Raw genomic sequence first — 23,712 nt, 5'->3', positions numbered from 1 at the left:
CCAGCCGAACACGGTCTGCGTCTTAAAGCCGTAACGGGATGCAAACTCTTCTGCGGACAGGGGTGGTTCTTGCGCCTGCCGCCACGCCTTGAGTTTCTGCCCTGCCCTATGCATTTCTTGCGATTATCCCGAAAAGATAATTCGCGCAAGGATCAAGCCGCGGCAAGCAATTCCGCAACGTCGGGGGCATCCTGCAAAAGCTCCAGAAGCCCGCGCTCGTCCCTCGTCAGCCACTGCGTGGCGCGAGGCAGCTTGAGCGAAGCCCGCCACTTCTCCTGGCGATCGACGAGATCGATCACGGCCGGATGGATATAGCTCTTGCGCGTCACAGCGGGAGTGTTGCCAAGTTTCTGCGCGACACAATCGAGCAGTTCCTTGATCGGCAGCCTGCCTTCGCCCTGGCGCAGACATTCGAAGGCCAGCACGCTTGCATGCCAGGTGCGAAAATTCTTCGCCGTAAAGCGCTCACCCATCGTCTCTTCGAGATAGGCGTTCACGTCGCTCGAACCGACGGGGTGCACCTCGCCATCATCGTCGACATATTTGAAGACGTTTTGGCCGGGCAGGTCCTGCATCTTGCGCACCAGCCGGGCGAGACTTCCGTCGGTCAGCGTCACTTCACGCTGCTTGCCGGACTTGCCGCGATAGCGAAGGCGCAGCGTCTTGCCGGTCACCTCTGCATGCCGCCGCCGCAGCGTCGTCGCGCCGAAGCTCTTGTTGCGTTCGGCATAGCCTTCATTCCCGACGCGAACCGCGCCAAGATCGAGCAGGCGCACGACACTCGCCACCGCCCGCTCGCGCGTCAGCTTGCGGCCGCGCAAATCTTGTTCGACGCGCTTGCGGACCAGCGGCAACAGGGCGCCGAAGGCGATGCAGCCGTCGAACTTCTCGCTTTCGCGCGCTGCGCGGAAATCGGGGTGATAGCGGTATTGCTTACGCCCTTTGGCATCAATGCCTGTCGCGAGGATGTGGCCGTTCGGCGCCGGACAGAACCACGCATCCTCATAAGCGGGCGGAAGGGCGATAGCGTTGAGCCGCTCCTTCTCCTTGCGGTCGCGAATAAGCTCGCCCTTGGGATCGTAATACGCCCAGCCCTTGCCCGCGCCCTTGCGGGTTATGCCTGGCAGGCTGTCGTCTACATAGATGAGCTTCGTCATGGCGAAGGGAAGAACCGTGGCAGGCCTGTAGCGGTTCCCCACCTTGCGACGAACGGAAGGGTGGATTAGCCCGACCAAGAAGGAGATCATAATGGCCGATGCGACCTATACACCGCCCGCAGTCTGGACTCACGACGCCGAGAACGGCGGCCGCTTCGCCAGCATCAATGCACCGACATCCGGCGCGCGCGAGCAGAAGGATCTTCCGGTCGGCGAGCATGATTTCCAGCTCTACTCGCTGGCAACGCCGAACGGCGTGAAGGCAACGGTCATGCTGGAAGAGCTGCTGGAAGCCGGCCACTCCGGCGCCGAATACGACGCCTACACGATCAATATCGGCGACGGCGTCCAATTCACCAGCGGCTTTGTCGACGTGAACCCCAACAGCAAGATCCCCGCGCTTCTCGATCGCAGCGGAGACGAGCCGGTGCGCGTTTTCGAAAGCGGTGCGATCCTGATGCATCTCGCTGAAAAGTTCGGCGCATTACTCCCGACCGACCACACGCGCGCAGAAGTGCTCAGCTGGCTGTTCTGGCAGATCGGAAGCGCGCCTTTCATCGGCGGCGGCTTCGGGCATTTCTACGCCTATGCGCCCGAGAAGTTCGAGTACCCCATCAACCGCTACGCCATGGAAACGAAGCGCCTGTTCGATGTCGCCGACAAGAGGCTCGCGGACAGCGAATATCTGGGCGGCAAGGACTACACGATTGCGGACATCGCGGCCTGGCCATGGATGGCGCCCTTCGTCGAAGGCACCATTTACAACGAGGCCAAGACCTTCCTCTCGATCCACGAATACGAGAACGTGGCGCGGTGGGCCAAGCAGATCGCGGCACGCCCCGCAGTCAAGCGCGGCCGCATCGTGAACAAGGCGTGGGGCGATGAAGACACGCAGTTGCTTGAGCGCCACTCGGCAGCCGATTTTGAAGGCAAGAAGCTCTAATCCCCCCTTCACATTGACGGCGGGCGCGCTATAGGAGCGCCCGCCTGCTGGGGTGTAGCCAAGTGGTAAGGCACCGGTTTTTGGTACCGGCATTCGCAGGTTCGATCCCTGCCACCCCAGCCATTCTCCAATCTTCTCCCGTTCCCGCCTTTGGTACGCACTCGCGCGCAAACTAGGTTGCAATTGCGCACCCGTTTGCCCAAACGGGATGCACACAAGGGACAGGAGAGAATGGACAGATGAGCGATTTCGAAACGATCAAGGCCGAACGCGATGGACCCGTTCTCACGATTACGCTCAATCGTCCCGAGCGCCTGAATGCCTGCCCGCCGCAGATGGCGGACGAAATCTTCACCGCCATTCGTGACATCGGCGATGCGCGCGCGGTTCTCTTGCGCGGAGAAGGCAGGGCCTTCTGCTCGGGCGCCGATCTTGCCGCCAATGCGGAAATGTCGGTCAGCGGCGGTGATCGCGCCTTCGCTTCCTTGAGCCAGCACTACAATCCGATGGTCCAGGCCCTCGCCGCGCTTCCCGTGCCGGTCGTATCCATGGTCCAGGGTCCAGCCGCCGGTGTCGGCTGCTCTATCGCCCTTGCAGCCGATTTCGTTATCGCCGGAAAGAGCGGTTATTTCCTCCAGGCATTCGTCAATATCGGCCTGGTGCCCGATGGTGGCTCGAGCTGGATGCTGCCGCGCCTGATCGGCACGGCGCAGGCCACCCGCATGATGATGCTGGGCGAAAAGATCCATGGCGAAGAAGCCGAACGGATCGGCCTGATCTACAAATGTGTGGAAGACGAAAGCCTGGAGAGCGAAGCCACGGCGCTTGTCCAGCGGCTTGCGAACGGTCCGACCGTAGCCCTCGGCCAGATGAAGCGCACCTTGCGCGATGGCCTCCAGGCCGACTTCCCCGCCACACTTGCCGCAGAGGCCAATGCGCAACGCATTGCCGGCAGCACCCAGGACGCCGTCGAAGGGGCGATGGCCTTCCTCCAGAAGCGCAAGGCCGAATTCAAAGGCAGCTGATCGCCGGCTTCTTTGTTGCGAAAAGACAACAAGACGGCAGGAAAATGGGCAAAAGCCGCCCCGGTTGATTGTTTTCCAACCCATCATCCGCAGAAGTGCGGGAACTAACGCCTGCGTTGCCTACCCGGGCAATGCAATCTTTGGGAATCGCTAACGCCGGAAAAATCCGGTCTGCTTAGGGGGTTTTGAACATATGAATACTCGCATTTACGGTGCGACGCCGAAGGCTACGCGCCTGCTGGCAGGCTCCGGCCTGGCGGCACTCGCCGTGACCCTGGCTTCGCCAGCCGTGGCCCAGGACGCTGACGCACAGGAAGACGAAGAAGTCGTAATCCTGGAAGAAGGTCAGGAAGTCCCCGAGGGTACGACCATTCTCGTTACGGGTTCGCGTATCCGTCGCAGCGAGGCGACCAGCTCTTCGCCCCTCCAGATCATCGATCCCGACATCGCCCGCCGCACCGGCGCTACCGACGTCGCCGAGATCGTCCAGAACTCGCCGATCGCAAGCGGTTCTTCGCAGATCACCGCAGCCATCTCGGCCAATGCTGTCTCGAACGGCGGCCAGGGCGCTGAAACGATTTCGCTGCGTGGCCTGGGCGCCGAACGTACCCTCGTTCTGCTTAACTCGCGTCGTGCCGGCCCCGCCGGTACGCGTGGCGGCGTTTCGTCGTTTGACCTGAACGTCCTCCCGTCCTCGATCATCCAGTCGGTCGAAATCCTGAAGGACGGCGCATCGTCGATCTACGGTTCGGACGCTGTGGCCGGCGTGGTCAACCTCCTGACCAAGCGCTCGACCGACGGTCTCGAACTCGACGGTTCGGTGACCCTGCCCTTCGAAAGCGGCGGCGAAATCTACCAGGTCTCCGCTGCTTGGGGTAAGGAATTCGACCGCGGCCACATCATGTTCGCCGGTGAATACTATCGCCAGGAAGAACTCGAGCGCCAGGACCGCGACTATCTCGGTTGCGACTACGACTACCTGTTCCGCACCGAAGACGGTGACGAGCGCGTCGACCTGATCGATCCGCGTACGGGCGACCTCGCCTGCCGCGGTGGCACGACCTGGGGTCACGTCTGGGCATATTACGCCAGCAACGTCCCGCAGACCAATTCTGCAGCGACACTCATGCAGTTCAGCTACGGCAACGACAATCTCGGTCAGTACCTCGATCGTCCGGGCCCGATTACCGGCGCGTTCGACATTTCGTCGCCCGATGGCTGGTACCCTGTCTCGAAGTGGGATCCGCTTTCCCAGGGTCTGACGAACAGCTACCACCCGTTCGAGCAGAAGTCGTCCGTCATCCCCGAGACCGAGCGTTACACCGCTTACGTCGAAGGTTCGTTCGACATCACCGACACGCTCCGCCTCTATGGTGAAGGCCTGTTCAACCAGCGTCGTACATATGTCGACAGCTACAGCCAGTTCTACAACTTCGGCTACACGCAGCAGTACGACGAAGGCGATCCGGACGATCCGTTCCCGGGCTGGAACGGCAACTTCCAGTTCCTGTCGCCGACCGGCATCCTGGATAATTACGACAACGAGATCACCGTCGATTACTATCGCGCTGTTCTCGGTCTGACGGGTGACTTCAGCGACCGTATCGGTTTCGACATCCACGGTCAGTACAGCCGTTCGGACGGTGACTACGCCCTCGACCAGATCCTGCAGGACGTTATCGACCAGCAGACCAGCCGTGCCTTCGGTGCAGGTTGTGCGGGTCTCGTCACGCCGATCAGCAACCGCCAGTGCCTCCAGGTCAACTGGGTCGATCCGCGCGTCATGGCCGGTGACCTTACCGCTGAAGAAGAAGCCTACTTCACGGAAACGGAAGTCGGTAACACCCTGTACGAGCAGGTCTTCGTCGAAGCCTCGGTTTCGGGTCAGGCATTCGAACTGCCGGCAGGCTGGCTCGGCTTCGCAGCCGGTGCCGTCTATCGCCGCGACGACATCAACGACCTTCCGGGTCACATCACCTATGCTCCGAACCCCGATTTCGATCCGACCCTGTCGCCGGACGATGACGGCTACGAGCGTCCGTTCGTCGACAATGGTTTCGCAAACCCGTTCTCCTCGGGCAACACCTTCGGTTATCGCGAGACGACCGAAGCGTTCGCCGAAATCGAAGTTCCGCTCATGCGCGACCGCCCGCTGGTACAGGACCTCGTCCTGTCGGCATCGGCTCGTGTCACTAACGTGAACTCGGTCCGTGGATCGGATGGCTTCTCGGACTCCGACAATGGCAACGTCACTTACAAGCTGATGGGTAACTGGCAGGTCAACGACTGGCTGCGCTTCCGCGCAACCTACGGTACGTCCTACCGTGCTCCGGCTCTGTTCGAACTGTTCCTGGCCGACCAGGTCAGCGGCGCTCGCCAGACGGTCGACCCGTGCGTCAACTGGGGCCAGAACCTCGCACTCGGTGCGATTACCCAGCGTATCGCTGACAACTGCGCCTCCGAAGGTCTGGCCGACAACCGTACTGGTGCCGGCATCCAGGCCAGCGTATTCACCTCGGGTGGTGTTGGCGTCCTGGAATCGGAATCGTCGCGTGCCATCACGGCCAGCACGATCCTGACGCCGTACATCGGCGCTGACACCGATCTCGCCCTCACCATCGATTACTTCGATATCAAGGTGAAGGACGAAATCGCCCAGCTCACGCCGACGGCGATCCTGCGCAACTGCTACGACTCCGAAGACTTCCCGAACAGCCCGTTCTGCGATCTCTTCGAGCGTGGTCAGGACGGTGACCCGACCAATATCCGCAACATCTTCCGCAAGTTCATCAACGTCGATGAACAGCTGAACCGCGGTATCGATTTCACCGTCCGTGCAAGCCACGACTTCGGCGATGCAGGTCGTATCCAGCTGCTCGCTCAGGCGACGTACCAGCTGGAAGACGTTGTTTCGCGTCTGGGTGAGTTCGAAGACTTCAACGGTGAAGTCGGCGATCCCAAGTTCACGGCCGACATCAACCTCGGCTATGACTATAAGGGCTGGGGTTTGCTTTACGGTCTCGACATCGTCGGTGCATCGTCGAGCGAAGAAGACTACATCGAAGACTTCGGCAATCTCTGCCGTAGTCCCGAAACCAGCGAATTCGCTGAATTCGTGTACCTCGGCACTTACTGTGTGCGTCCGCGTACCGAAGCTGTCTTCTACCACAACCTCTCGCTGACGAAGGAATTCGCGGATCGTTTCGAAATCACCGCCGGTGTTTCGAACATCTTCGACACCCGTCCGCCTGAAGTGTCCGGTCTCACCACCATCGGTGGCGCCTCGCCGTTTGTCTCGCAGTACGACTGGCTCGGCCGTCGTGTGTTCGTGCGTGCAGGCATCAACTTCTAAGCATCTCGCTTAGTGAAAGATCGGGGGCGGTGCCGGAAGGCATCGCCCCTTTTCTTTTGCGCGGCACAGACCCTTCCCAGCCTTGCACTTTGCGCCTGCACCCTTAATCCGGCTGGCATGCAAACCATCCACGTAAAGCCGGACAATCTGGACGAACGGAACGCCGAATTCGCGCAAGTCCCGCTCGATCAGCCGCTGTTCCTCAACAGCCTGCCCAAGTCCGGTAGCCATCTCCTGCGCAACATCATCCGCATGTTCGTGCCGGTAGAGCACCACTACACCGCCGACTTCATCCAGTTCGCCAATCTCAAGCGCCACGTCGCGGCATTCGACGGGCCGCCCGCCAAACTGAGTTGGGGCCACCTGTTCTTCGCGGACATCTCCGCGGCGACGACCGGGGGTGCACGCCGGATCCTGCTGGTGCGCGATCCCTACGACTGGGTGCTCGCAATGGCCCGCTTCATGCTGTCGGACGAATTTTCCGGCGATCTCGATATTCTCAAGCGGGCGCCGCTGACCGCCGAAGAGCTCATGAATGTCGTCATCTTCGGCCTGCCGCGCCAAAGCCCCGGCCTGCATGAAACATTCCTGTTCAACGCCGTCGCCTGGCTCGGCACCGGCGAGTATCTCGTCCGGTTCGAGGAACTGCGCGACGCAGTGAAAAACCTCGAAAGCGAGGAGAGCGAGGTCTATTTCGCCCAGCTTCTCGAGGCTTGCGGCATCACCATGCCGCGCGATTGGCGCGAACGTGTGCGCATCGGCGCCGATCCGGCCCAGAGCGGTACCGCGCGCCAGAACCTGACCATGCGCGGCGTCACCATCCCCGACAGCCTGCCCCAGGCGCAGCGCGATATCGTAGACCTCGTGTCTCCGCGCCTCCGCTCGATACTGGGATATGCGAAATGAGCGGCGGTCGCCCTGTGGACACCGTCGGCGGTTCGCTCGACGAAGCGCTCGCCCGCGGCGCGGCATTGCTCGAAACGGACCCCTCGCTGGCCCTGAAGCAGGCGCAGGTCATCCTGCGCAAGGATGGACGTGAACCGCGCGCTTTGCGCCTTGCAGCAGCAGCCCATCGCGCCAGGGGGGAAGCGGATTTCGCCGCCAAGGCAGAGCTTCTCGCGATCGATGAGGCCCGTCGCTATCCCCTGCTTACCCAGGCGGCGAAAGCGCTCAACGATGGCAATTTCCCCGCCGCGAGCGAACTTGCCGCAAAGCATCTCAGGGACTGCCCGGGGGATCTTGCCGCAATAGTGCTTTCAGCCGAAAGCGCGCTGGGCATCGGCTTGCACGACAAGGCGATCCCCATGCTGAAGATGGTGCTCGAACGCGCACCGGGTTTCCCGCATGCCGGCGCGCTCTTGGTCAATGGACTGATGCTGTCGGACCAGCTGGCCGAAGCGCGCAAGGTGCTGGAGCCGCTTGTCGCTGCCGCCCCTGACGACATCGGGCTGCTCACGCTCAAGAACCGGCTCCTGGCCGCCGCCGGCGATTTTCAGGGCTGCGTCGAAACCACGCAAAAGCTGATCGACCTCAAGCCGAAATCGCCCGATTTTCACGCCGACCATGCCGATGCCCTGCGCTTCGTGGGTCGCAGCGAGGATGCGAAAGCCGCTTATCGCAAGGCGCTCGGCCTCGATCCCGATCACGCACGCTCCTGGTGGAGCCTCGCCGATCTCGATGCTTCGAGCGTGGCGGACGACGATATCGCCTATCTGGCCAAACGGCTTGAGACAGCAGGCTTCAAGGGCGAGCGGGAAATCAATCTCCATTTCGCACTCGCCATGGCGCTCCACGCGCGCGAGCGTTTCGACGAGGCATTCGCACATTTCGATGCCGGAAACGGCAAGCGTCGGCAGGCGGACCCGTTCGATGCGACCGAGTTCGAGCAGCTGATGACGAGACATCTCGACCAGGCAGGCTCGATCAGACCGGCAGCTGCGGCAACAGGTGACGACCCCCTCCCCCTTTTCATAGTGGGTATGCCGCGTGCTGGCTCGACCCTGCTCGAGCGGATGCTCGGCCAGTCGCCCGACGTCGAACCGCTCGGCGAACTGCAGGTCGTATCGCACATGGTCCAGCGCCTGATGCTGACCCAGGGTCGCGAGGCGCTTCCGCAAACGATCGCCGGTCTCAATGACAAGGCGCTTGCCTCCATGGGCACGTGGTATCGCAATCGTGCGCGCGAAATGATGCGCAGCAGAGCCCGCATCGTCATCGACAAGATGCACATGAACTGGCGGCACCTGCCCTTGATCCTGCGCATGCTGCCGCACGCGAAGATCATCGATATCCGGCGCGATCCGATGGATTGCTGCTGGTCGAACTATCGTACCCTCTTCGCGCGCGGCCATGCAGCATCCAGCGATCTGGAGGACATCGCGAGCTTCTATCGCACCTATTCCCACTTTACCGATGCCATGCGCGATCGCTTTCCGGACCGGATCAAGCTGGTCGAGTACGAGCAGCTGGTGGATCGTCCGCGCGAGGTGCTGCGCGAGGTTTGCGATTTCCTCGGCGTGACCTTTGACGAGAGCATGCTCGCCTTCCACCAGTCTTCGGACGCGGTGGCGACGGCCAGCTCCGAACAGGTCCGCCAGCCTCTTAATCGCAAGGGTATCGGGGCATGGAAGGACTACCAGAAGCACCTCGCTCCGCTATCCGATGCCCTGGGTAAACAGGCGACAAGCTGACATTCAGGGAAGCGCCATGACCGACCCCATACGCAAGATACTGATCGTGGGCGGAGGCTCGGCTGGCTGGATGGCGGCCGCCTATCTGTCACGCGCGCTTTCCGACACCGTCGCCATCGAACTCGTCGAAAGCGAAGCAGTCGGTATGGTGGGTGTCGGCGAGGCCACTATTCCGCCGATCCGCGAGTTCAATCGTCTGGCGGGGATAGACGAGGTCGAGTTCGTGAAGGCGACGGATGCGACCTTCAAGGTCGGCATCGAATTCGAAAATTGGGGCGCCCAGGGCGATCGTTACCTGCACGCGTTCGGACATGTCGGCCAGGAACTCGATGCGATGGTCCGGCTCCACCATTGGTGGTTGCTCGGCAAACAAGCGGGCGGATCCCACTATCCGCAATGGCAGGAGCTCTTCCTTGGCCGGGCAGCCGCCGATCTTGACCGTTTTGCCATCGACCAGCGCCCGGGTAGCGAGCTCTCCCGGCTCCTCCCCCACGCCTATCATTTCGATTCGCTCAGCTACGGACAATATCTGCGCAAGGTCGCGGAAAGCCGCGGCGTAAAGCGCAGCGAAGGGAACATCGTCGCCGTCCATCGTGCTTCCGATACGGGGAATGTCACGGGCGTCGCCCTCGATAGCGGGGACAGTCTCGACGCCGATTTCTTCATCGACTGCTCCGGTTTCCGCAGCCTCGTACTGGGCGAAGCCATGGAAGTGCCGTTCGATGACTGGAGTCATTGGCTGCCCGCCGACCGCGCGGTTGTCGTGCAGACCGAAAACGTGAGCGAGGCGATCTCGCCCATGACGCAAGCAATCGCGCATACGGTTGGCTGGCAATGGCGCATCCCGCTGAGAAGCAGGACCGGCAATGGCCATGTGTATTCGAGCGCATTTTCAAGCGAGGAGGAGGCGACCGAGCGCCTTCTGGCGACCGTATCAGGCAATCTGCGCGGCGACCCACGCCTGATCAAATTCCGGACCGGCAGGCGGCAGGAAGCCTGGGCAGGCAATGTCCTCGGCATCGGTCTTGCCGCCGGCTTCCTCGAACCGCTGGAGTCGACGAGTATCCATCTGGTCCAGGCCAGCCTCGAACGCCTGGTGGAGCTTTTTCCGACCAAGGCGATCGACCCTATCCTTCGCGACCGTTTCAACTCGCAGACGCAGCAGGAATGGGAGCAGGTCCGCGACTTCGTAATTGCGCACTATGCAGTCACGCAGCGCGACGACAGCGAGTTCTGGCGTCATTGCCGCACGATGGAATTGCCGGACACCCTTTCGACGATCCTCGAATTGTGGCGCTCGCACGGCAGTATCGCCATCGACGGCGGACATCTCTTCCAGCTTGGATCGTGGACGTCGCTGCTGCTAGGGCAGAATCTTGAGCCGGAGCGGCCCCATCCGGCAACGGCGCGCGCACAGCCGCGACCCATCGCAGACCGGATCACCCATATCGCCGGCTCGCTGCGCAAGAGCGCCGAGGGACTGCCCGATCACGGACAATTCCTGGCCCGCATGGCCGGGACAACGTCATAGGCCCCGGCCACGGCAGGCTAGTCACAGCATTACGACGGCAGGAAAATCGCCTTCGCGTTGACGAATTCCTTCATGCCGAAGCCGCCATGTTCGCGGCCATAGCCCGAATCCTTGACGCCTCCGAAGGGCATGTTGGGGTCTGCAGCGCCGAAGGAATTGATGCGGACCATACCCGTGTCGAAATGATCGCGGGCCAGGCGGATGGCCTTGTCCTCGTCCTTGGTGAAGATTCCACCGCCAAGGCCATAGCGGCTGTCATTGGCGATCCGCATAGCGTCCTCGTCGTCTTTCGCGCGGATGATCGACGCGACAGGGCCGAATAGCTCGTCGTCATAGGCCGGAGTACCCGGCTGGCAGTCGGCGAGGACCGTTGCCGGGTAATAGCACCCCTGCGCGTCCTTGTCCGGATCGCCGCCGCACAGCAGGGTCGCACCGCCATCCAGGCTCTTGGAGACCTGCTCCACCAGCGTGTCGAACTGCTCCTCGCTTGAAACCGGGCCCAGCTGGGTATCCTCGTCGAAGGGATCGCCCATCTTTACCGATTTCATGCTTTCGACGAAGGCCGATACGAAGTCGTCGTAAACGGCGTCGGTCACGACGAACCTCTTGGCCGACACACAGGTCTCGCCGTTGTTATACAGCCTGCCCTGGACGCAGGTTTTCACCGCCAGGTCAATGTCGGCATCCTCGAGCACGAGATAGGCGTCGTTCGAACCGAGTTCGAGCACCGTCTTCTTGAGGTTCTTGGCGGCCAGTTCGCCGATGTGGCTACCCGCGCCATCGCTGCCCGTCATGGTCACCGCGCGGACAAGATCGTGTTCGATAATCTTGTCCGAGAGGTCGTGGTCGACAAGGATTACGTCGAACAGGCCCTTGGGCAGTCCGGCTTCGAGACACAGATCGCGCAGCAACAGGCCGCTGCCGGTGCAGATCGATGCGTGTTTCAGGACGACGGCGTTTCCGGCCATGATGTTCGCCGCCAGCACGCGCATGGGCTGGTAGACTGGGAAATTCCACGGCTGCACGCTGTAGATCACGCCGATTGGGGAGTAGGTGACGATGCCGCGCTTCTTGCCGCCGCTGTGCTGGCGTTCCTCATCGGCCAGCGCCTCCGGTCCGTTGTCGGCGGTGTATTCGCAAATGCGCGCGCAGATCTCGATCTCGGTTTTGCCGTCCTTGTAAAGCTTGCCCATCTCGCGGGTCATGAGTTCGGAAAACTTGTCCGCGTTGTCTCTAAGGACTTCGGCGATCTTGCGCAGGTATGGCGCGCGTTCCTCGTGGGATTTCTTGCGCCAGTCCAGAAACGCCTCGTGCGCAGCCTCGACGATCCCGAAGGCCTCGGTCTCGCTCATCAGGTCGTAGGTCTGCAGGCTTTCCCCGGTCGCGGGGTTCTTGGTCTGGATCGTGCTCATGGGAGGTACTTTCTGGTGTTTACGCGAGCGCACTTTTCCGCCGCTCGCAGGGTTGGTCTTCACAAGGCCAACGGCGGCGGGACTGCCGTGTTCCAAAGTAAGCCACGCCTGACGGTCGGCAGACGGGGCACACGAAACGATCGGACACTGGCTGCGTTAACCTTTCGAACCACGAACCTCTTCACTCCAGATTGCGAGAACACAGGACATCATGAAAATTCTTATTGCAGGCTCCACCGGCAACACCGGACTCCGTCTTACCCGGCAGCTGGTGGAGGCAGGCCACGAACCGATCGCAATGCATCGCGCCTCTTCCGACACTTCCGAACTTCCGGATGGTGTGGCGACGCGCGAAGCCGATCTTACGCAACTCGATGACGACATTTGCGAAGGCGTCGATGCGGTGGTCTTCGCAGCCGGATCGGGCGGCGACACCAGCGCGGAAATGACCGACAGGGTCGATCGCGATGGCGCAATCGACCTTATCGACCGTGCCAAGGCGGCCGATGTACAGCGCTTCGTCATGCTGAGTTCGGTTGGCGCGGACGATCCCGACCCGCAGTCCGATCTCCATCATTACCTGAAGGCAAAGCATGATGCGGACGAGCATCTCAAAGCTTCCGGCCTCAAATATTCGATTGTCCGTCCCGTCGCACTGACCGACGATGACGGCAGCCGGAATGTGAAACTGGGCGATGATGTCGATCCCAAGGGCAAGGCAGCGCGCGGCGATGTCGCGGCCGTTCTTGTCCGCGCCCTCACCGACGACGCCTTGCTGAACAAGGCCTACCGGATGGAAAGTGTTGCCTGACGCATTCCAGCGAACGGGACGTTGCAATCCGGGACTGCAAAAAAATCGCGCGAGAGTGGATTAAGCGCCATTCGTGATCCGTTTCCTTTGCAAGCGACCGGTTCAGTCCGGCGCTCTGCAAAGGAGACTTACCATGATCAAACTCGCCACCATTCCTTGCCTGGCCCTCGGTCTTGCTACCGCGGCGACTGCAGCCATGCCGATGTTGCATGAAGAGCAGCTCGCGAGGGCGGAAGAAGCTCTCATCATCACCTCGCCCATCGCCGGCATCGAGAACCGGTTCTGGTTCGATTACCGGATCGACGTGATCGAGGCCCAGAAGGAGCTGACCAGCGACCTGCGCCGCGCAAGCGATATCGAAGACAAGCGCGATGCCTGGGAAGAATATGCCCATGAACTGAAGCACGAGCGCGTGCAGTACATCGAAGAAATGGCCGAGCGCGGCGATCGTGCAGGCCGCGTCTATTTCGTGGATTGATCGGCTGTCCCCCCGGCCGCGTCCGTCCCAACGCGCGGCCACTCCCGAGGAAGGACCGGACGACCCGCCGGTCCTTCCTTTTTCGTGCCTTGCGTAACGCTATGCGACGAGGCGCCGATCAAGGGTGATCGGCTCAGCGCCAGCCCTGTTCTTGCGCCTCTTTCTCTGCTGCCGCATCGAGTGCAGGGCCCGATGCCATTTCCTGCGCCAGCGCCAGGATCTGTGCATCGCCAGCCCCGGCCATGCGATACTCGGTCGCCGCGCCCTCGCCTCCCGCGCCTATCGCCTCCAGCCTCCAGCCATCCTCGGTGTTACAGGCGATTCCACCGCCCGTCTGGGCGCTGAATGCACGGCAATAGCGGCCCTCGTCGTTTCGGAACGACAAGAGCACACGGACATCGTCCGTCTGCGACTGGTCGGCGACGAGCCTGTCGTCGAGAACGGCCGCCAGCTGTGCATCGGCGTATGCAGAACTCTCCACCCCTTGGCCGGGCAGGAACACTGCCAAGGCCAAGGAGGCGGCAAGAGCCGGTCCGGCAACCCAGCCCCAATGCGGCAGGCGCTTGCGGCTTTCGCGTGTCTGGCGAGCAGCGGCGAAATCGACGACTTCCGCATCTTCCGGTTTGGCGAGCATGGAAGCGAGCCGGTCGGGAACGGGCTGGTCGAGGACGGGAGCATAATGTGCGCCCAGCATCGTCTTCATTGCCTTGTGACGCTCGACCTGTTCCGCAAGCGCGGGATCGGCAGCCACGGCCGCGGCAATTTCTGCCTCGCGATCGCCCGACAGTTCCCCGTCGGCGAAAGCGGCGATATCTTCAGGCCTTATCGTCACGATGCTTCTCCCAGGATCGCCATCAGCGCGTCGCGCCCGCGAACGAGGCGGGAATTCAGAGTGCCGACAGGGCATCCGACGATTTCCGCCGCTTCCTTGTAGGCGTAGCCTTCGACCATCACGAGGAGCACTGCCTCGCGCTGATCCTCCGGCAGTTTCTGCATGGCCCTGTCTACATTGCCGAGTTCGACTGCGGCTTCCTGCGCGCCATCGCCCCCGACGCCGAGACCGGCATCTTCCGCCACGAATGTCTGCATGCTGCGGGTCACCTTGCGACCCTCGTCGATCCAGATATTGCGCATGATCCGATACATCCAGCTGTCGAGCCGTGTGCCTTCTTCCCAGCGGGACCGGTTGGCGAGCGCACGCTCTAACGTCATCTGGCAGAGATCGTCACCGTCGGACGCATTGCCGCACAGCCCGATCGCGAAACGGCGCAAGCGGGGCAGCAGGGCAAGCAAGTCTTTCTCGAACGATGGGTTCAGTGTCTTTGCCTTCCATGGATTAAACGGATGACCGGGTGCGTTTCATCCATGCTTAATGCATTTTAGCCGATGAACGAGAGACCGATGCGCATTTTTACCCTGTTGAGCGTCGCCCTGGGCCTGATCGCTGCACCTCTTGCTGCGCAAGTGGCATTGCCGCGCGTGCAATTGCCGCAGGTAGGGCCGGTCCTCGGCGAGGCTCTCGACGATCTGGACGAAACCCGTGCGGCATTGCGACGCACGGCCGACCGCCTTGCGCGCGAGCGTCTGCGCGCAATCGACCGGCTGGTCCGACGCAATCCCGATGCTATCGAACTGGATGCCGAAGGCGCCCCGGCACGGCGCGGAGAATTGCTGGTCATGGATGTCTCGACAGAGGCTCTGGGCCCCGCGTTTGGGGCCGGTTTCACCCTTCTTTCGCGAGAAGAGATCGAGGGCCTCGATATGTCGGTCGCACGACTTGGTGTGCCTGCAGGGCTCGACCTGGGGGAAGCACAGCTTTTGCTCGCACAGCTCTTGCCCATGGCCAAGGTCAGCGCCGACAATCTTCACTTCCAGTCGGGGAATGCAAACGGTGCCGCACTGGCGATTTCCGCGCAAAGCTCTGCCTCTACGGCGGCGCCGGTCGGGATGATCGACGGAGCACCGGGCTCATCGGTCAAGGTCACGGAAGCCCGGGGCTTTGCCAAGGGGGCCCCCTTCCCGAGCAATCACGGAAGTGCGGTCGCCTCGCTGCTCGCAAGCGCGGGCGCGAGCAATATAAAGGTCGCCGACGTCTATGGCACCGACAAGGCGGGCGGAAACGCGCTCGCCATTGCGAAAGGCCTCGGATGGCTGGTTTCTTCCGGCAGCAAGGTTGTGACGATCAGCCTGGTCGGGCCGAACAACGCCGTGCTGGAACGGGCGATCGGCGCTGCCCGGCGCAAGGGCGTGGTCGTGGTGGCGGCGGTGGGCAATGACGGACCTGCAGCACCCCCTGCCTATCCCGCATCCTACGACGGGGTCGTCGCCGTGACGGCGGTCGATGGCAAGCGCCGGGCGCTGATCGAAGCCGGACGAGCTCTCCATCTCGATTACTCTGCGCCGGGTGCCGATATCCATGGCCGCAACGCCAAGGGCAAGCGCATCGCCCTGCGCGGCACCTCCTTCGCCACACCGCTGGTGGCTGCCCGGATTGCGCGGGCTATGGGACATGGACGCAGCTGGCGCAGCGCGCTGGACGAGGAAGCGATCGACCTTGGCCGCAAGGGGCCCGACGACACCTATGGCAGAGGTCTTGTCTGCGGCACGTGCAAGGGCCGCTAATTTTTTTCGATGCCGATGGATTAAACGAAAAGAGCCGCCCGTTTTCCTTTCAAGCGGATGCACCGACACCCTTCGCGTTCGCAAGTGGAAAGGAAATCACGATGAAAATTCTCATGCTTACCGCCTCGGCGCTTACGATCATGGCTACCCCCGCGCACGCCCAGTTGCTCGGTGGCGGCGGTCTCTCGGGCGTGACCGGATCGATCAACAGCACGGTGAATTCGACGCTGCGCGCACCGGCGCAAAGCGTTCGCTCGACCACACGCGGCGCGCTGCGCGGAGATGCTTCCACGCGCGGCAACCAGAATGTCGACCGCGAGAATGGCAACATCGCCATCGATCGTAGCCTCGACACCAGCCTCGATGCGACCACCAGCCAGTTGATCGGCACGCCTGTAGGCGAAGTTACCGGCAATGCCTCGGGTTCTGCCGGTGCATCGGGTTCGGGCAATGCCAATGCCCAGCTGATCGGCACCAACCAGGTGACGGGCGCAGTGACCGGCGCTGCCGGAAAAGCGCGGGAAACGACATCGATGGTGCGCAACATCGCGACGCCTGCCGTCGGATCGGCACGCGAGCGTATCGCCGGCGCGGCCGGACAGGCCGGAAGCCTTGGCGGAATGGCAGCCGGGTCCGCAACGGGCAACGGCATGATCGACAATGGCGTTCTCGCCCTCGCAGGGAGCGGCGCCGCGCAGGGCGAAGGCGCGTTCTCCGTGGCGCCCGGCATGCCGGTCCAGCTTCCCTCGGGGCAGGAACTCGGCCGTGTGCGCGACATCGTCGCCACCCGCAGCGGAGAAATCCGCCAGGTGGTCGTCCAAAGCAAGGATGGCCTCTCCACCATTCCCGCCAGCAACCTGACGGCCAGCGGAACTGCGCTTATCGCCGGAGAAGCAAGCGGATCGGCGTCCAACGAGGCACCCGCCGAGGACCCTAACGCTGCCGCCGAATAATCCTCCTCGCACATGAAGGAAGGCCGGGTTCCACGAAAGGGAGCCCGGCCTTTTCCTCTTCCTAGCGCGTGGTCGTCCTGAAAAGCTGAACTGCCTGCTAATGCAGCCAGCGGTCGGAAACCTGCTCCTGCTAGAGAAGCAGGTAAATTGCGAGGCAAGAAGCGCTTCCGACCACCAGATTCATCGGGATCCCGATCTTCAGGAAGTCGGTGAACCGGTAATTGGCCGCGCCATAGACCAGCGTATTGGTCTGATAACCGATCGGCGTTGCGAAGCTGGCACTTGAGCCGAACATCACAGCCACGATCAACTGCCGGACATCCACTCCCAGGCTCTCGCCCAGCGAAATTGCGATGGGGGTGAGGATAACCGCGACCGCATTGTTGGTGACCACCTCGGTCAACACGCTGGCAATAAGGTATATGCAGGCCAGCAGGACGAGCGGCGACACCGCCTGGAGATAGGGTTCGATGCTCCCGACGATCAGATCGACGGTGCCTGCATTATCAAGCCCCTTCCCTACGGCCAGCATGGCGAAGATCAGCACGAGAGTGTTCCCGTCGATGGATGACCACGCTTCCTCGGGTTCGATACACCGCGTGACCAGCACGACAGCCACGCCCGCTATAGCTAACGCTTCGATCGGCAGCTTAAACAGGGCCGCGCCCACGACGACCGCAGCGAGGGTTGCGATTGCCAGAGGCGCCTTGCCCCGCCGGAATGATTTCGCCGAAGCCTCCGACACTTCTTGCAGACCGAGGCCCGTGCGGATGGCCTGCGCCGCATCTTCGCCTGCCGCAATCAGCAATACATCGCCGGCACGCACGCGAGCGTTGGAAAGATCAGGGCCGGCAATGTGACCGGGTCGCGCCAGGCCGAGCACGCGAACCTTGAAGCGGGAGAGCAAGGGGATCTCCACGAGCCTTCGTCCGATGATGGGATCGGAAGCGGAAACTACCGCCTCGACAAGCCGCAGGTCCTTCGGGCGATCAGCACCGGCTGTAACGATACCACCGCCCACTCCCACGAGGCCTGTCCGGAAGTCCCGGGCCTCGGCGAGGGAAGCAAGTTCTGCGGGTGTCGCTGCGACCACCAGTTGATCGCCCGAGCCAAGGATGAGGTCCCCTAAGCCGCTGCGCGTGACGGTGGCGCCGCGCTTCAATGCCAGAACGCGAATACCGGGACGCCGGGCGACAAAGGTATCGCCGAGACGCTGACCGACCAGGATGCTTCTGGCGTTCAGCACGAGATGGGAAAGGTAGCGGTCGCTCTCCCGTTCATCGTCGAGGGCGCCGGAGGCCCGGTCTGGAAGCAGCCTATGCCCTGCGACCAACAGGAAGAGTACCCCCGTCGTTGCGGCGACCAGGCCCACTCCGGTAATCTCGAAAATCCCGAATGCGGCCTGACCCTGTTCCTGCGCTACCCCGTCGACCAGCAGATTGGTGGACGTTCCGATCAAGGTGAGCGTCCCGCCGAGGATGGTAATGTAGGACAGCGGGATAAGCACGCGCGTCGGCGAAATCTTGAGGACCCGTGCAAGACGCTTGAGGATCGGTATCATAACGATCACGACAGGCGTGTTGTTCATAAACGCTGAGGCAAAGATCGTCCCTGCACCGATTTCGGCAACCGCAAACCCCCGCTTCTTTGCGGTTCTGCGAATGATCCATCCGGCAATTTCTTCCAGGGCTCCGGTGCGGAGCAATGCGCCGCTCAGCACGAACATCGCCCCGATGGTGACCGGAGCTGAATTCTTGAATACATCCAGTGTTTGGCCGGAATCGAGAAATCCCAGCCCTAGCATGATCACTGCTGCGCCCATGGCAATCACCACAGGGGGCCGCCGCTCGAGCGCGAATGCAGCAAAAATCGCAACCAAAAGGACAAGCCCAATCACCGGTCCGTTCGAGGTGATGACGTCGTGAATGGCGCTCATGCGGGACTAGTAAATCGCTTTGATGGAGAGCGTTATCGTTTTTCGCAGGCCAATGGTATTTTAAGAGGGAATAAGCGTTCGGTCGAAGGCGCCTGCTATCGAGCCTTTTACATGAGGCGCCAATAGCGGACCGCCGGCTTCCTACCCCGTTCCCGACATCGGTCGAGTTTCGTTTACGGTTCGGGGTGGCAGCCTTGTCTTTGCGCGGCGCAAGATGCAGCCCGCCCGGCATGACCTGTTCGATCAAGCCCCTCGCAGTTTTCCTGCTCCCCGTGCTTGCGGCGTGTACGTCGACCTCCACCCCTTTCGATATGGCTCAGCCTTGGCGCTCTGCCGGACCGATCCAGCCCATCGAAACCGCTCAGGGTGAAACCAATCCGGCGATCCGCGGTGTTTGGCAAAGCCGCGGTTATGGCCGAGTGTTGCGGATCGACGAGGCGGGGGTGACCCAGTTTGAAATCGGTGCGAGCTGCTATAGCCCGGCATCTTCCGGCGAAGCGTTGAGCGCGATGGACTCCGTTTCGTACCGTTACTTTCGCCCGCTGCCGGGCGGCGACAGCGCGATCTTCCAACTGCTGCGCGGCGATACCAATGTGGTGTTCGACAAGCTTGAGGCGCTTCCCGAAGGTTGCACCGAAAATCCGATCTCCACGCCGCCGGCGGTTGCAGATGCCTTTCTCGATGCCTTCGACCGGCATTATGCCTTTTTCGACCGTCGCCTACCCGATCATGCGACCCGCGCCGCGCGCGTCCGCGCGGCGATCGAGCCCGACATGAGCGAGACGGAATTATGGGATGCTCTTGCGAGCTACATGCAGTCCCTGTCGGACAGTCACACCAAGCTGATCGGCAATGTCGGGGGAGAACGTCGCCGGGTGCAAGACGGACAGGGCACGACCCTGCCACGAATGCGGGCGGCCGAGGGCGGAGAGACTGCATGGCTCGTCGGACTGATCGACACCACCATGGAAAAGCTCGGTGATACAGCGCAGCACACCGGCAACGACCGGATCGTCTGGGGCCTGATCGACGGGCGCGTCGGCTATATCCAGGTCTTCCAGATGGGCGGCTTCACGAACCGGGAGGACTTCGGCACCGAAGCCTGGGCCGCAGCCGAAATGAACGAGTTCGACCGCATCATGGACGAGGTCATGACCGCCTTCGCCGAGCGCGACGTCGAAAGCGTGATCCTCGACCTTTCGAACAATCGAGGCGGCTGGGACAAGATCGCCAAGGCAATCCCTGCCCGTTTCACGGACGAGCCCTATGTCGGTTTCACGACCGTTACCCGCGGGTCGGGCCTTTCCCCGTTCCCGCACATGATCGACCCTGCATCCGGCCCGCGCTTTTCCGGCCCGGTGTACCTGCTGACCAGCGATGTGACGGTGAGCGGGGGAGAACTCGCCACCCTTGCGCTGCGCCAGAACCCCCGGGTGATCCATGCCGGCGGCGTGACACGCGGGTCTTTTTCTACTCCGCTCGCGAAACGTCTTCCCAACGGGTGGCTGCTCGAACTTTCCAACGAGGTTTTCGCAGCACCGGACGGCAGCGTCTACGAGGAAAGCGGGATAGCACCCCAGATGCCGCTCGAAGTCTATCCCGCAGACGCACCGGTGGAAGGTCACTGGCACGCAGTCGAGAAGCTGGTCGCCTTGATCGACACCCAATGAGCGGAGATCCCTGGCCCTCCTTCAGGCTGCGGGGATTTCCCCCAGCAGGAATCGCCTTCTGGTCTTCACCTCAGTGAGCGACTTCGGGCGTATCACTCCTTTTCCTTCCCCACGAAAGTACCCTCACCCCAAATCGGGCCCATGCCGGCCCATGCGGAAACAAACGGATGCGAATCACACGCAACCCGTTGAGACGACTTTGGTTATTGGAATGATGCGGAAGCAAGCGAACCCATGCAGGTTCGACTATGGTAGCGGAGGAGGGACTCGAACCCCCGACACGCGGATTATGATTCCAACGGAAACGACGTGTAGACGCGTCTACGTTGATGAAGAATGAAGTCTAGGAACCGATCCGTCGTTTCCCTTCCTCTAGAAACTCGGTGAGCAAATCGCCGAGTTTCTGCGAGAGATCGCCGGAGTTCTCCTCTCGCAGCTTCTCAGCTTGCTCTATGAACTTGAGCATCGGCTCGCGAAGGAGTTCCGAGTTGTCGAAAAGGCGCCCCATCGCACCAAGGTTGACGTCTGCGTATCCGAGAAACTTCTCGTTCCGCTCGCGTGTTTCGCCAAGCATCTCTTCTGAGATACGCTCGGCCGGCGAAACGAATTCGCCACCTTCCCAGTCCACGTAAAGAGACGCATTCTTCGCATCGTTGGATTCCCTATGAAAGTGCTCCTGCGCCTTTTTGAAAATTGCGACGGCTTCTTCGTGATTGCCCGCGTCGATTGCGCCTGCCTCTTCTGCCGAAACCTCAAGCATATAAGCGTTTGTTTTGTTCTTGGATGAGTGGCGCGACAGGGCAGCAAAGACCTTCTTTTGATCAACCTGATGTCCTAACACTAAGCCCGTCATCCATGCGCCGAGGCTATCGACCTTGGAACATTCTTCGAGCGAGATTTGATGGAGACAGAGGGCTCTCGCTGTCGCCCCAGCATCTCCCAAGATACGAGCCTCGCGATAGAGCTGCTCTGCGTTATCGAACGCCTTCCTTGCCCCCGCCAAAAGCTGAGATCTAAAGGGATCGTCCGTCTCCGCATCAGGTTCACCAGAATTTTCTTCATCGCTCACCGCGTCACTCCTTCAACAGATGCCTTTGCATAAGGCTTTACATTCATTACCGAATTCCGCCACCCAGCGGCGTGGATTCGGAATGGGAATTTGGGACTAGAAAGCAGTGAAATCTCGCGGCGACATTATGACAGAGGACGCAGAACGCGTTGCGTCGGACCTTGAAAGACTAAGCTTTGGATCCTTTTCACGCTCCGATGTGGCAGCGCTGCTTGAGCCATTCGCGTCTCGGATAGAGTATTTCCTTAAGGCCGCGGTCTTTCCAAGCGCAAGCCGCCGGAGCTCTATGGCTGAGCTCATCAGAAAGCTCGCCGCAGTCGGCGCTCAGGCAGCCACGATTGCGAACCTAGATGCGCTTCGCGGCCTCTATAATACCTCGAAACATGACCCCGACAAGGAACTCCGCTTGGGCGAAGCCCTTGAAGTCGTGCGCAGAACAGTATCGGCTTTGCAGGATATTAGTGGGCTAGGGATCGCCGCAGTCGATGCGCCATTCCAGCCAGACCTAGAGTGCATGGTATACGTTGGGTTTTGGGATCACTACGTGGGCGGTGAAACCGAAGTCGGCCTCTTCCTTCCGAGCGACCATTGGATGGGAACAAATCCGATCAGCACGTTCCATATACCTTTGCTTAAATGGGACGAATTGAAGACCCAGCTTGTGGCAAACCCACGATTTAGACGAGGCAAAGATGCGCTTGGCGAGCAATTATGGGCATCCTTTTCAAAGGAAGGAGACTTCTTAGACGCTGGAGTATGGCAAGGCGATATTCGCGAGCTGTTGACGCTGCTCTCGCTTCATAATGACCGAAACCTTGAGGAATCCGTGATTCCATTCTTGGCTAGGCAGAACAACTTCCGGTCGGTCGGAATCGGGCTCATTGCTGCCTGCATCGACGTCGTGAGAAGTTCTCCCGACCTTGAAGGTGCCGCATTCAGATCCGCTGTCGAAGAAAGGGCAGACAGCGAATATGCCGTGAAGCCTGGCACCACCATTGGGAATGGCATGCTCGATCAGCTAACGCTCATTATCGAGAGGGTCCCGACCAGTCAGCGCGCATCCCTGGCGGGGCCAATCTTTCGAGTGCGTGAGGCCACCGATGATAAACCGTATCCAGTGACACTTGAAGGATCCAATATTGCATTGGGCGTGGGTTAGATATTCGCCCTCGCCTGCTTCAGTCTTATATACCCATCGGCAAGCTTCCTGAGCTCTGGATAGCCAAAGCCCGGCTCCCGCCCGATCAGGAAAGTGGGCGCGAATTGGTCGATGATTGTCTGCGAAGGCGCAAGCGCCGCCTTAATTTTGGCACGAGCCTCGCGGAGCTGCTCGGAACTGGGCGAGACGATGCCGTCTTGTTGTAGAATTTCCGTTACCATCCGCTCCTGCCGTCGTTTTGCCGCTCGTCCGACACAATTATTGGCTATGTAGGTAGCAAGAGCACGGGCGAAGACTTCTTTGCAATGGAACAGTTTCAGATCGGGACGTAGGACCTTTGAATAGGCGCTGGTAATATTGCCACTTGAGAAAACCTCGCGATAGAACGGCAGAGTGGACTGCTCGAGTTGCCCGACTAAAATCTCCTGCTCTGGCGCGATTGTGAGATAGTAGGGTGATGGTTTGGATAGGCGAAGCTCGAATGACATATGCAAGCCGAAACAGACGCCAAACACGCAGCAAAGGTTGTTCGCAGTCGCAACATTCACAGCACGCAAACCATCGGCCAACCTAGGCCAGTCGAGATATTCCCCGCTCGGTTCAAGCAACAGTCCGTCAGAGCGCGAGCCATGGCAGTCGAAGTGCAGGATCGGACGCAGACCTTCGTCAGCACGGCGGGCAATAATGCCGAGCAATGCGAGCAGATCCTCAGGGCATTCCACGACATGTTCCTCGAACGTAAATCCATCGGCTGCGGCAAGCGTTTGCAAGTCCTCGACCATACGGCGGGAAGGATTAAGCTCATGTGCCCCGAGTGAACGGATCCAGAGCAGGCTGTTAATTGCTAGATTGTCCGACAGCATGATCCCGTCCATCTTGTTGAGTTAACGCGCTAGGGATCGAT

19 protein-coding genes and 1 tRNA gene are annotated in these 23,712 nt (G+C 61.1%); 13 read left to right on the top strand and 7 right to left on the bottom strand.

From position 1 onward, the window contains the following. Window positions 1-152: 152 nt before the first annotated feature. A complete protein-coding gene (locus K3179_RS10300; protein WP_221564683.1) occupies window positions 153-1,157 on the bottom strand; it encodes a DNA topoisomerase IB in 1,005 nt (334 codons plus the stop codon). Window positions 1,158-1,248: 91 nt separating this feature from the next. Between K3179_RS10300 and yghU the strand changes: the two genes are divergently transcribed. From yghU to K3179_RS10265, 7 genes are all read left to right on the top strand, one after another. Next, a complete protein-coding gene (gene yghU / locus K3179_RS10295) occupies window positions 1,249-2,100 on the top strand; it encodes a glutathione-dependent disulfide-bond oxidoreductase (RefSeq protein WP_221564681.1) in 852 nt (283 codons plus the stop codon). Between the two features lie 48 nt (window positions 2,101-2,148). After that, window positions 2,149-2,223: transfer RNA gene (locus tag K3179_RS10290), tRNA-Gln, on the top strand. 116 nt (window positions 2,224-2,339) lie between these two features. Next, entirely contained in the window at window positions 2,340-3,125 is a 786-nt protein-coding gene (locus K3179_RS10285) for an enoyl-CoA hydratase-related protein (RefSeq protein ID WP_221564679.1), read from the top strand. Window positions 3,126-3,318: 193 nt separating this feature from the next. Continuing rightward, complete coding sequence (locus K3179_RS10280) at window positions 3,319-6,477, top strand: TonB-dependent receptor domain-containing protein (RefSeq protein WP_221564676.1); 3,159 nt, start codon at window positions 3,319-3,321, stop codon at window positions 6,475-6,477. A gap of 117 nt (window positions 6,478-6,594) precedes the next feature. Continuing rightward, window positions 6,595-7,383, top strand: a complete 789-nt coding sequence (locus K3179_RS10275) for a hypothetical protein (protein WP_221564674.1) — start codon at window positions 6,595-6,597, stop codon at window positions 7,381-7,383. Next, window positions 7,380-9,167, top strand: coding sequence for a tetratricopeptide repeat-containing sulfotransferase family protein (locus tag K3179_RS10270; protein ID WP_221564672.1), 1,788 nt, complete (start codon window positions 7,380-7,382; stop codon window positions 9,165-9,167). The genes K3179_RS10275 and K3179_RS10270 overlap by 4 nt, the downstream gene beginning before the upstream one ends. 16 nt (window positions 9,168-9,183) lie before the next feature. After that, entirely contained in the window at window positions 9,184-10,698 is a 1,515-nt protein-coding gene (locus tag K3179_RS10265; protein ID WP_221564671.1) for a tryptophan halogenase family protein, read from the top strand. Between the two features lie 29 nt (window positions 10,699-10,727). Here the strand turns inward: K3179_RS10265 and K3179_RS10260 are convergent, their stop codons facing one another. Further along, window positions 10,728-12,110 (bottom strand): NAD-dependent succinate-semialdehyde dehydrogenase, encoded by a 1,383-nt coding sequence (locus tag K3179_RS10260; RefSeq protein WP_221564669.1) that lies wholly within the window; start codon window positions 12,108-12,110, stop codon window positions 10,728-10,730. A gap of 211 nt (window positions 12,111-12,321) precedes the next feature. Between K3179_RS10260 and K3179_RS10255 the strand changes: the two genes are divergently transcribed. Continuing rightward, window positions 12,322-12,921: an SDR family oxidoreductase gene (locus tag K3179_RS10255; RefSeq protein ID WP_221564667.1), complete on the top strand. Its 600-nt coding sequence runs from the start codon at window positions 12,322-12,324 to the stop codon at window positions 12,919-12,921. A gap of 133 nt (window positions 12,922-13,054) precedes the next feature. Then, complete coding sequence (locus K3179_RS10250) at window positions 13,055-13,399, top strand: hypothetical protein (protein WP_221564665.1); 345 nt, start codon at window positions 13,055-13,057, stop codon at window positions 13,397-13,399. A 133-nt stretch (window positions 13,400-13,532) separates the two neighbouring features. Here K3179_RS10250 and K3179_RS10245 read toward each other — a convergent pair whose 3' ends face one another. Both K3179_RS10245 and K3179_RS10240 read right to left on the bottom strand, forming a co-directional pair. Further along, a complete protein-coding gene (locus K3179_RS10245; RefSeq protein WP_221564663.1) occupies window positions 13,533-14,231 on the bottom strand; it encodes a hypothetical protein in 699 nt (232 codons plus the stop codon). After that, window positions 14,228-14,671 (bottom strand): RNA polymerase sigma factor, encoded by a 444-nt coding sequence (locus K3179_RS10240; protein WP_247712936.1) that lies wholly within the window; start codon window positions 14,669-14,671, stop codon window positions 14,228-14,230. The genes K3179_RS10245 and K3179_RS10240 overlap by 4 nt, the downstream gene beginning before the upstream one ends. Window positions 14,672-14,800: 129 nt before the next feature. Between K3179_RS10240 and K3179_RS10235 the strand changes: the two genes are divergently transcribed. Together K3179_RS10235 and K3179_RS10230 are read left to right on the top strand one after the other, a co-directional pair. After that, the gene (locus K3179_RS10235; RefSeq protein WP_247712935.1) at window positions 14,801-16,021 is read left to right on the top strand and encodes a S8 family serine peptidase; all 1,221 of its coding nucleotides are present in this window, start codon (window positions 14,801-14,803) and stop codon (window positions 16,019-16,021) included. 101 nt (window positions 16,022-16,122) lie between these two features. Then, window positions 16,123-16,974: a hypothetical protein gene (locus K3179_RS10230; protein ID WP_221564659.1), complete on the top strand. Its 852-nt coding sequence runs from the start codon at window positions 16,123-16,125 to the stop codon at window positions 16,972-16,974. A 130-nt stretch (window positions 16,975-17,104) separates the two neighbouring features. On the opposite strand, the gene K3179_RS10225 is transcribed toward K3179_RS10230, so the two are convergent. Beyond that, window positions 17,105-18,910, bottom strand: a complete 1,806-nt coding sequence (locus K3179_RS10225; RefSeq protein ID WP_221564657.1) for an SLC13 family permease — start codon at window positions 18,908-18,910, stop codon at window positions 17,105-17,107. A gap of 311 nt (window positions 18,911-19,221) precedes the next feature. On the opposite strand from K3179_RS10225, the gene K3179_RS10220 reads away from it, so the two are divergent. Next, complete coding sequence (locus K3179_RS10220; protein ID WP_221564655.1) at window positions 19,222-20,580, top strand: S41 family peptidase; 1,359 nt, start codon at window positions 19,222-19,224, stop codon at window positions 20,578-20,580. Between the two features lie 343 nt (window positions 20,581-20,923). On the opposite strand, the gene K3179_RS10215 is transcribed toward K3179_RS10220, so the two are convergent. Beyond that, on the bottom strand, window positions 20,924-21,649 hold the full coding sequence (locus tag K3179_RS10215) for an AbiV family abortive infection protein (protein ID WP_221564653.1): 726 nt from the start codon (window positions 21,647-21,649) through the stop codon (window positions 20,924-20,926). A gap of 286 nt (window positions 21,650-21,935) precedes the next feature. On the opposite strand from K3179_RS10215, the gene K3179_RS10210 reads away from it, so the two are divergent. Further along, a complete protein-coding gene (locus K3179_RS10210; protein ID WP_221564651.1) occupies window positions 21,936-22,808 on the top strand; it encodes a hypothetical protein in 873 nt (290 codons plus the stop codon). Here K3179_RS10210 and K3179_RS10205 read toward each other — a convergent pair. Next, window positions 22,805-23,683, bottom strand: a complete 879-nt coding sequence (locus K3179_RS10205) for a hypothetical protein (RefSeq protein ID WP_221564649.1) — start codon at window positions 23,681-23,683, stop codon at window positions 22,805-22,807. The two genes, K3179_RS10210 and K3179_RS10205, sit on opposite strands and share 4 nt — an antisense overlap. Window positions 23,684-23,712: the final 29 nt, after the last annotated feature.

Origin of the sequence: Qipengyuania intermedia (assembly GCF_019711615.1) — a bacterium.
Taxonomy (GTDB): domain Bacteria; phylum Pseudomonadota; class Alphaproteobacteria; order Sphingomonadales; family Sphingomonadaceae; genus Qipengyuania; species Qipengyuania intermedia.
This window is presented reverse-complemented; position numbering and strand designations above follow the sequence as displayed.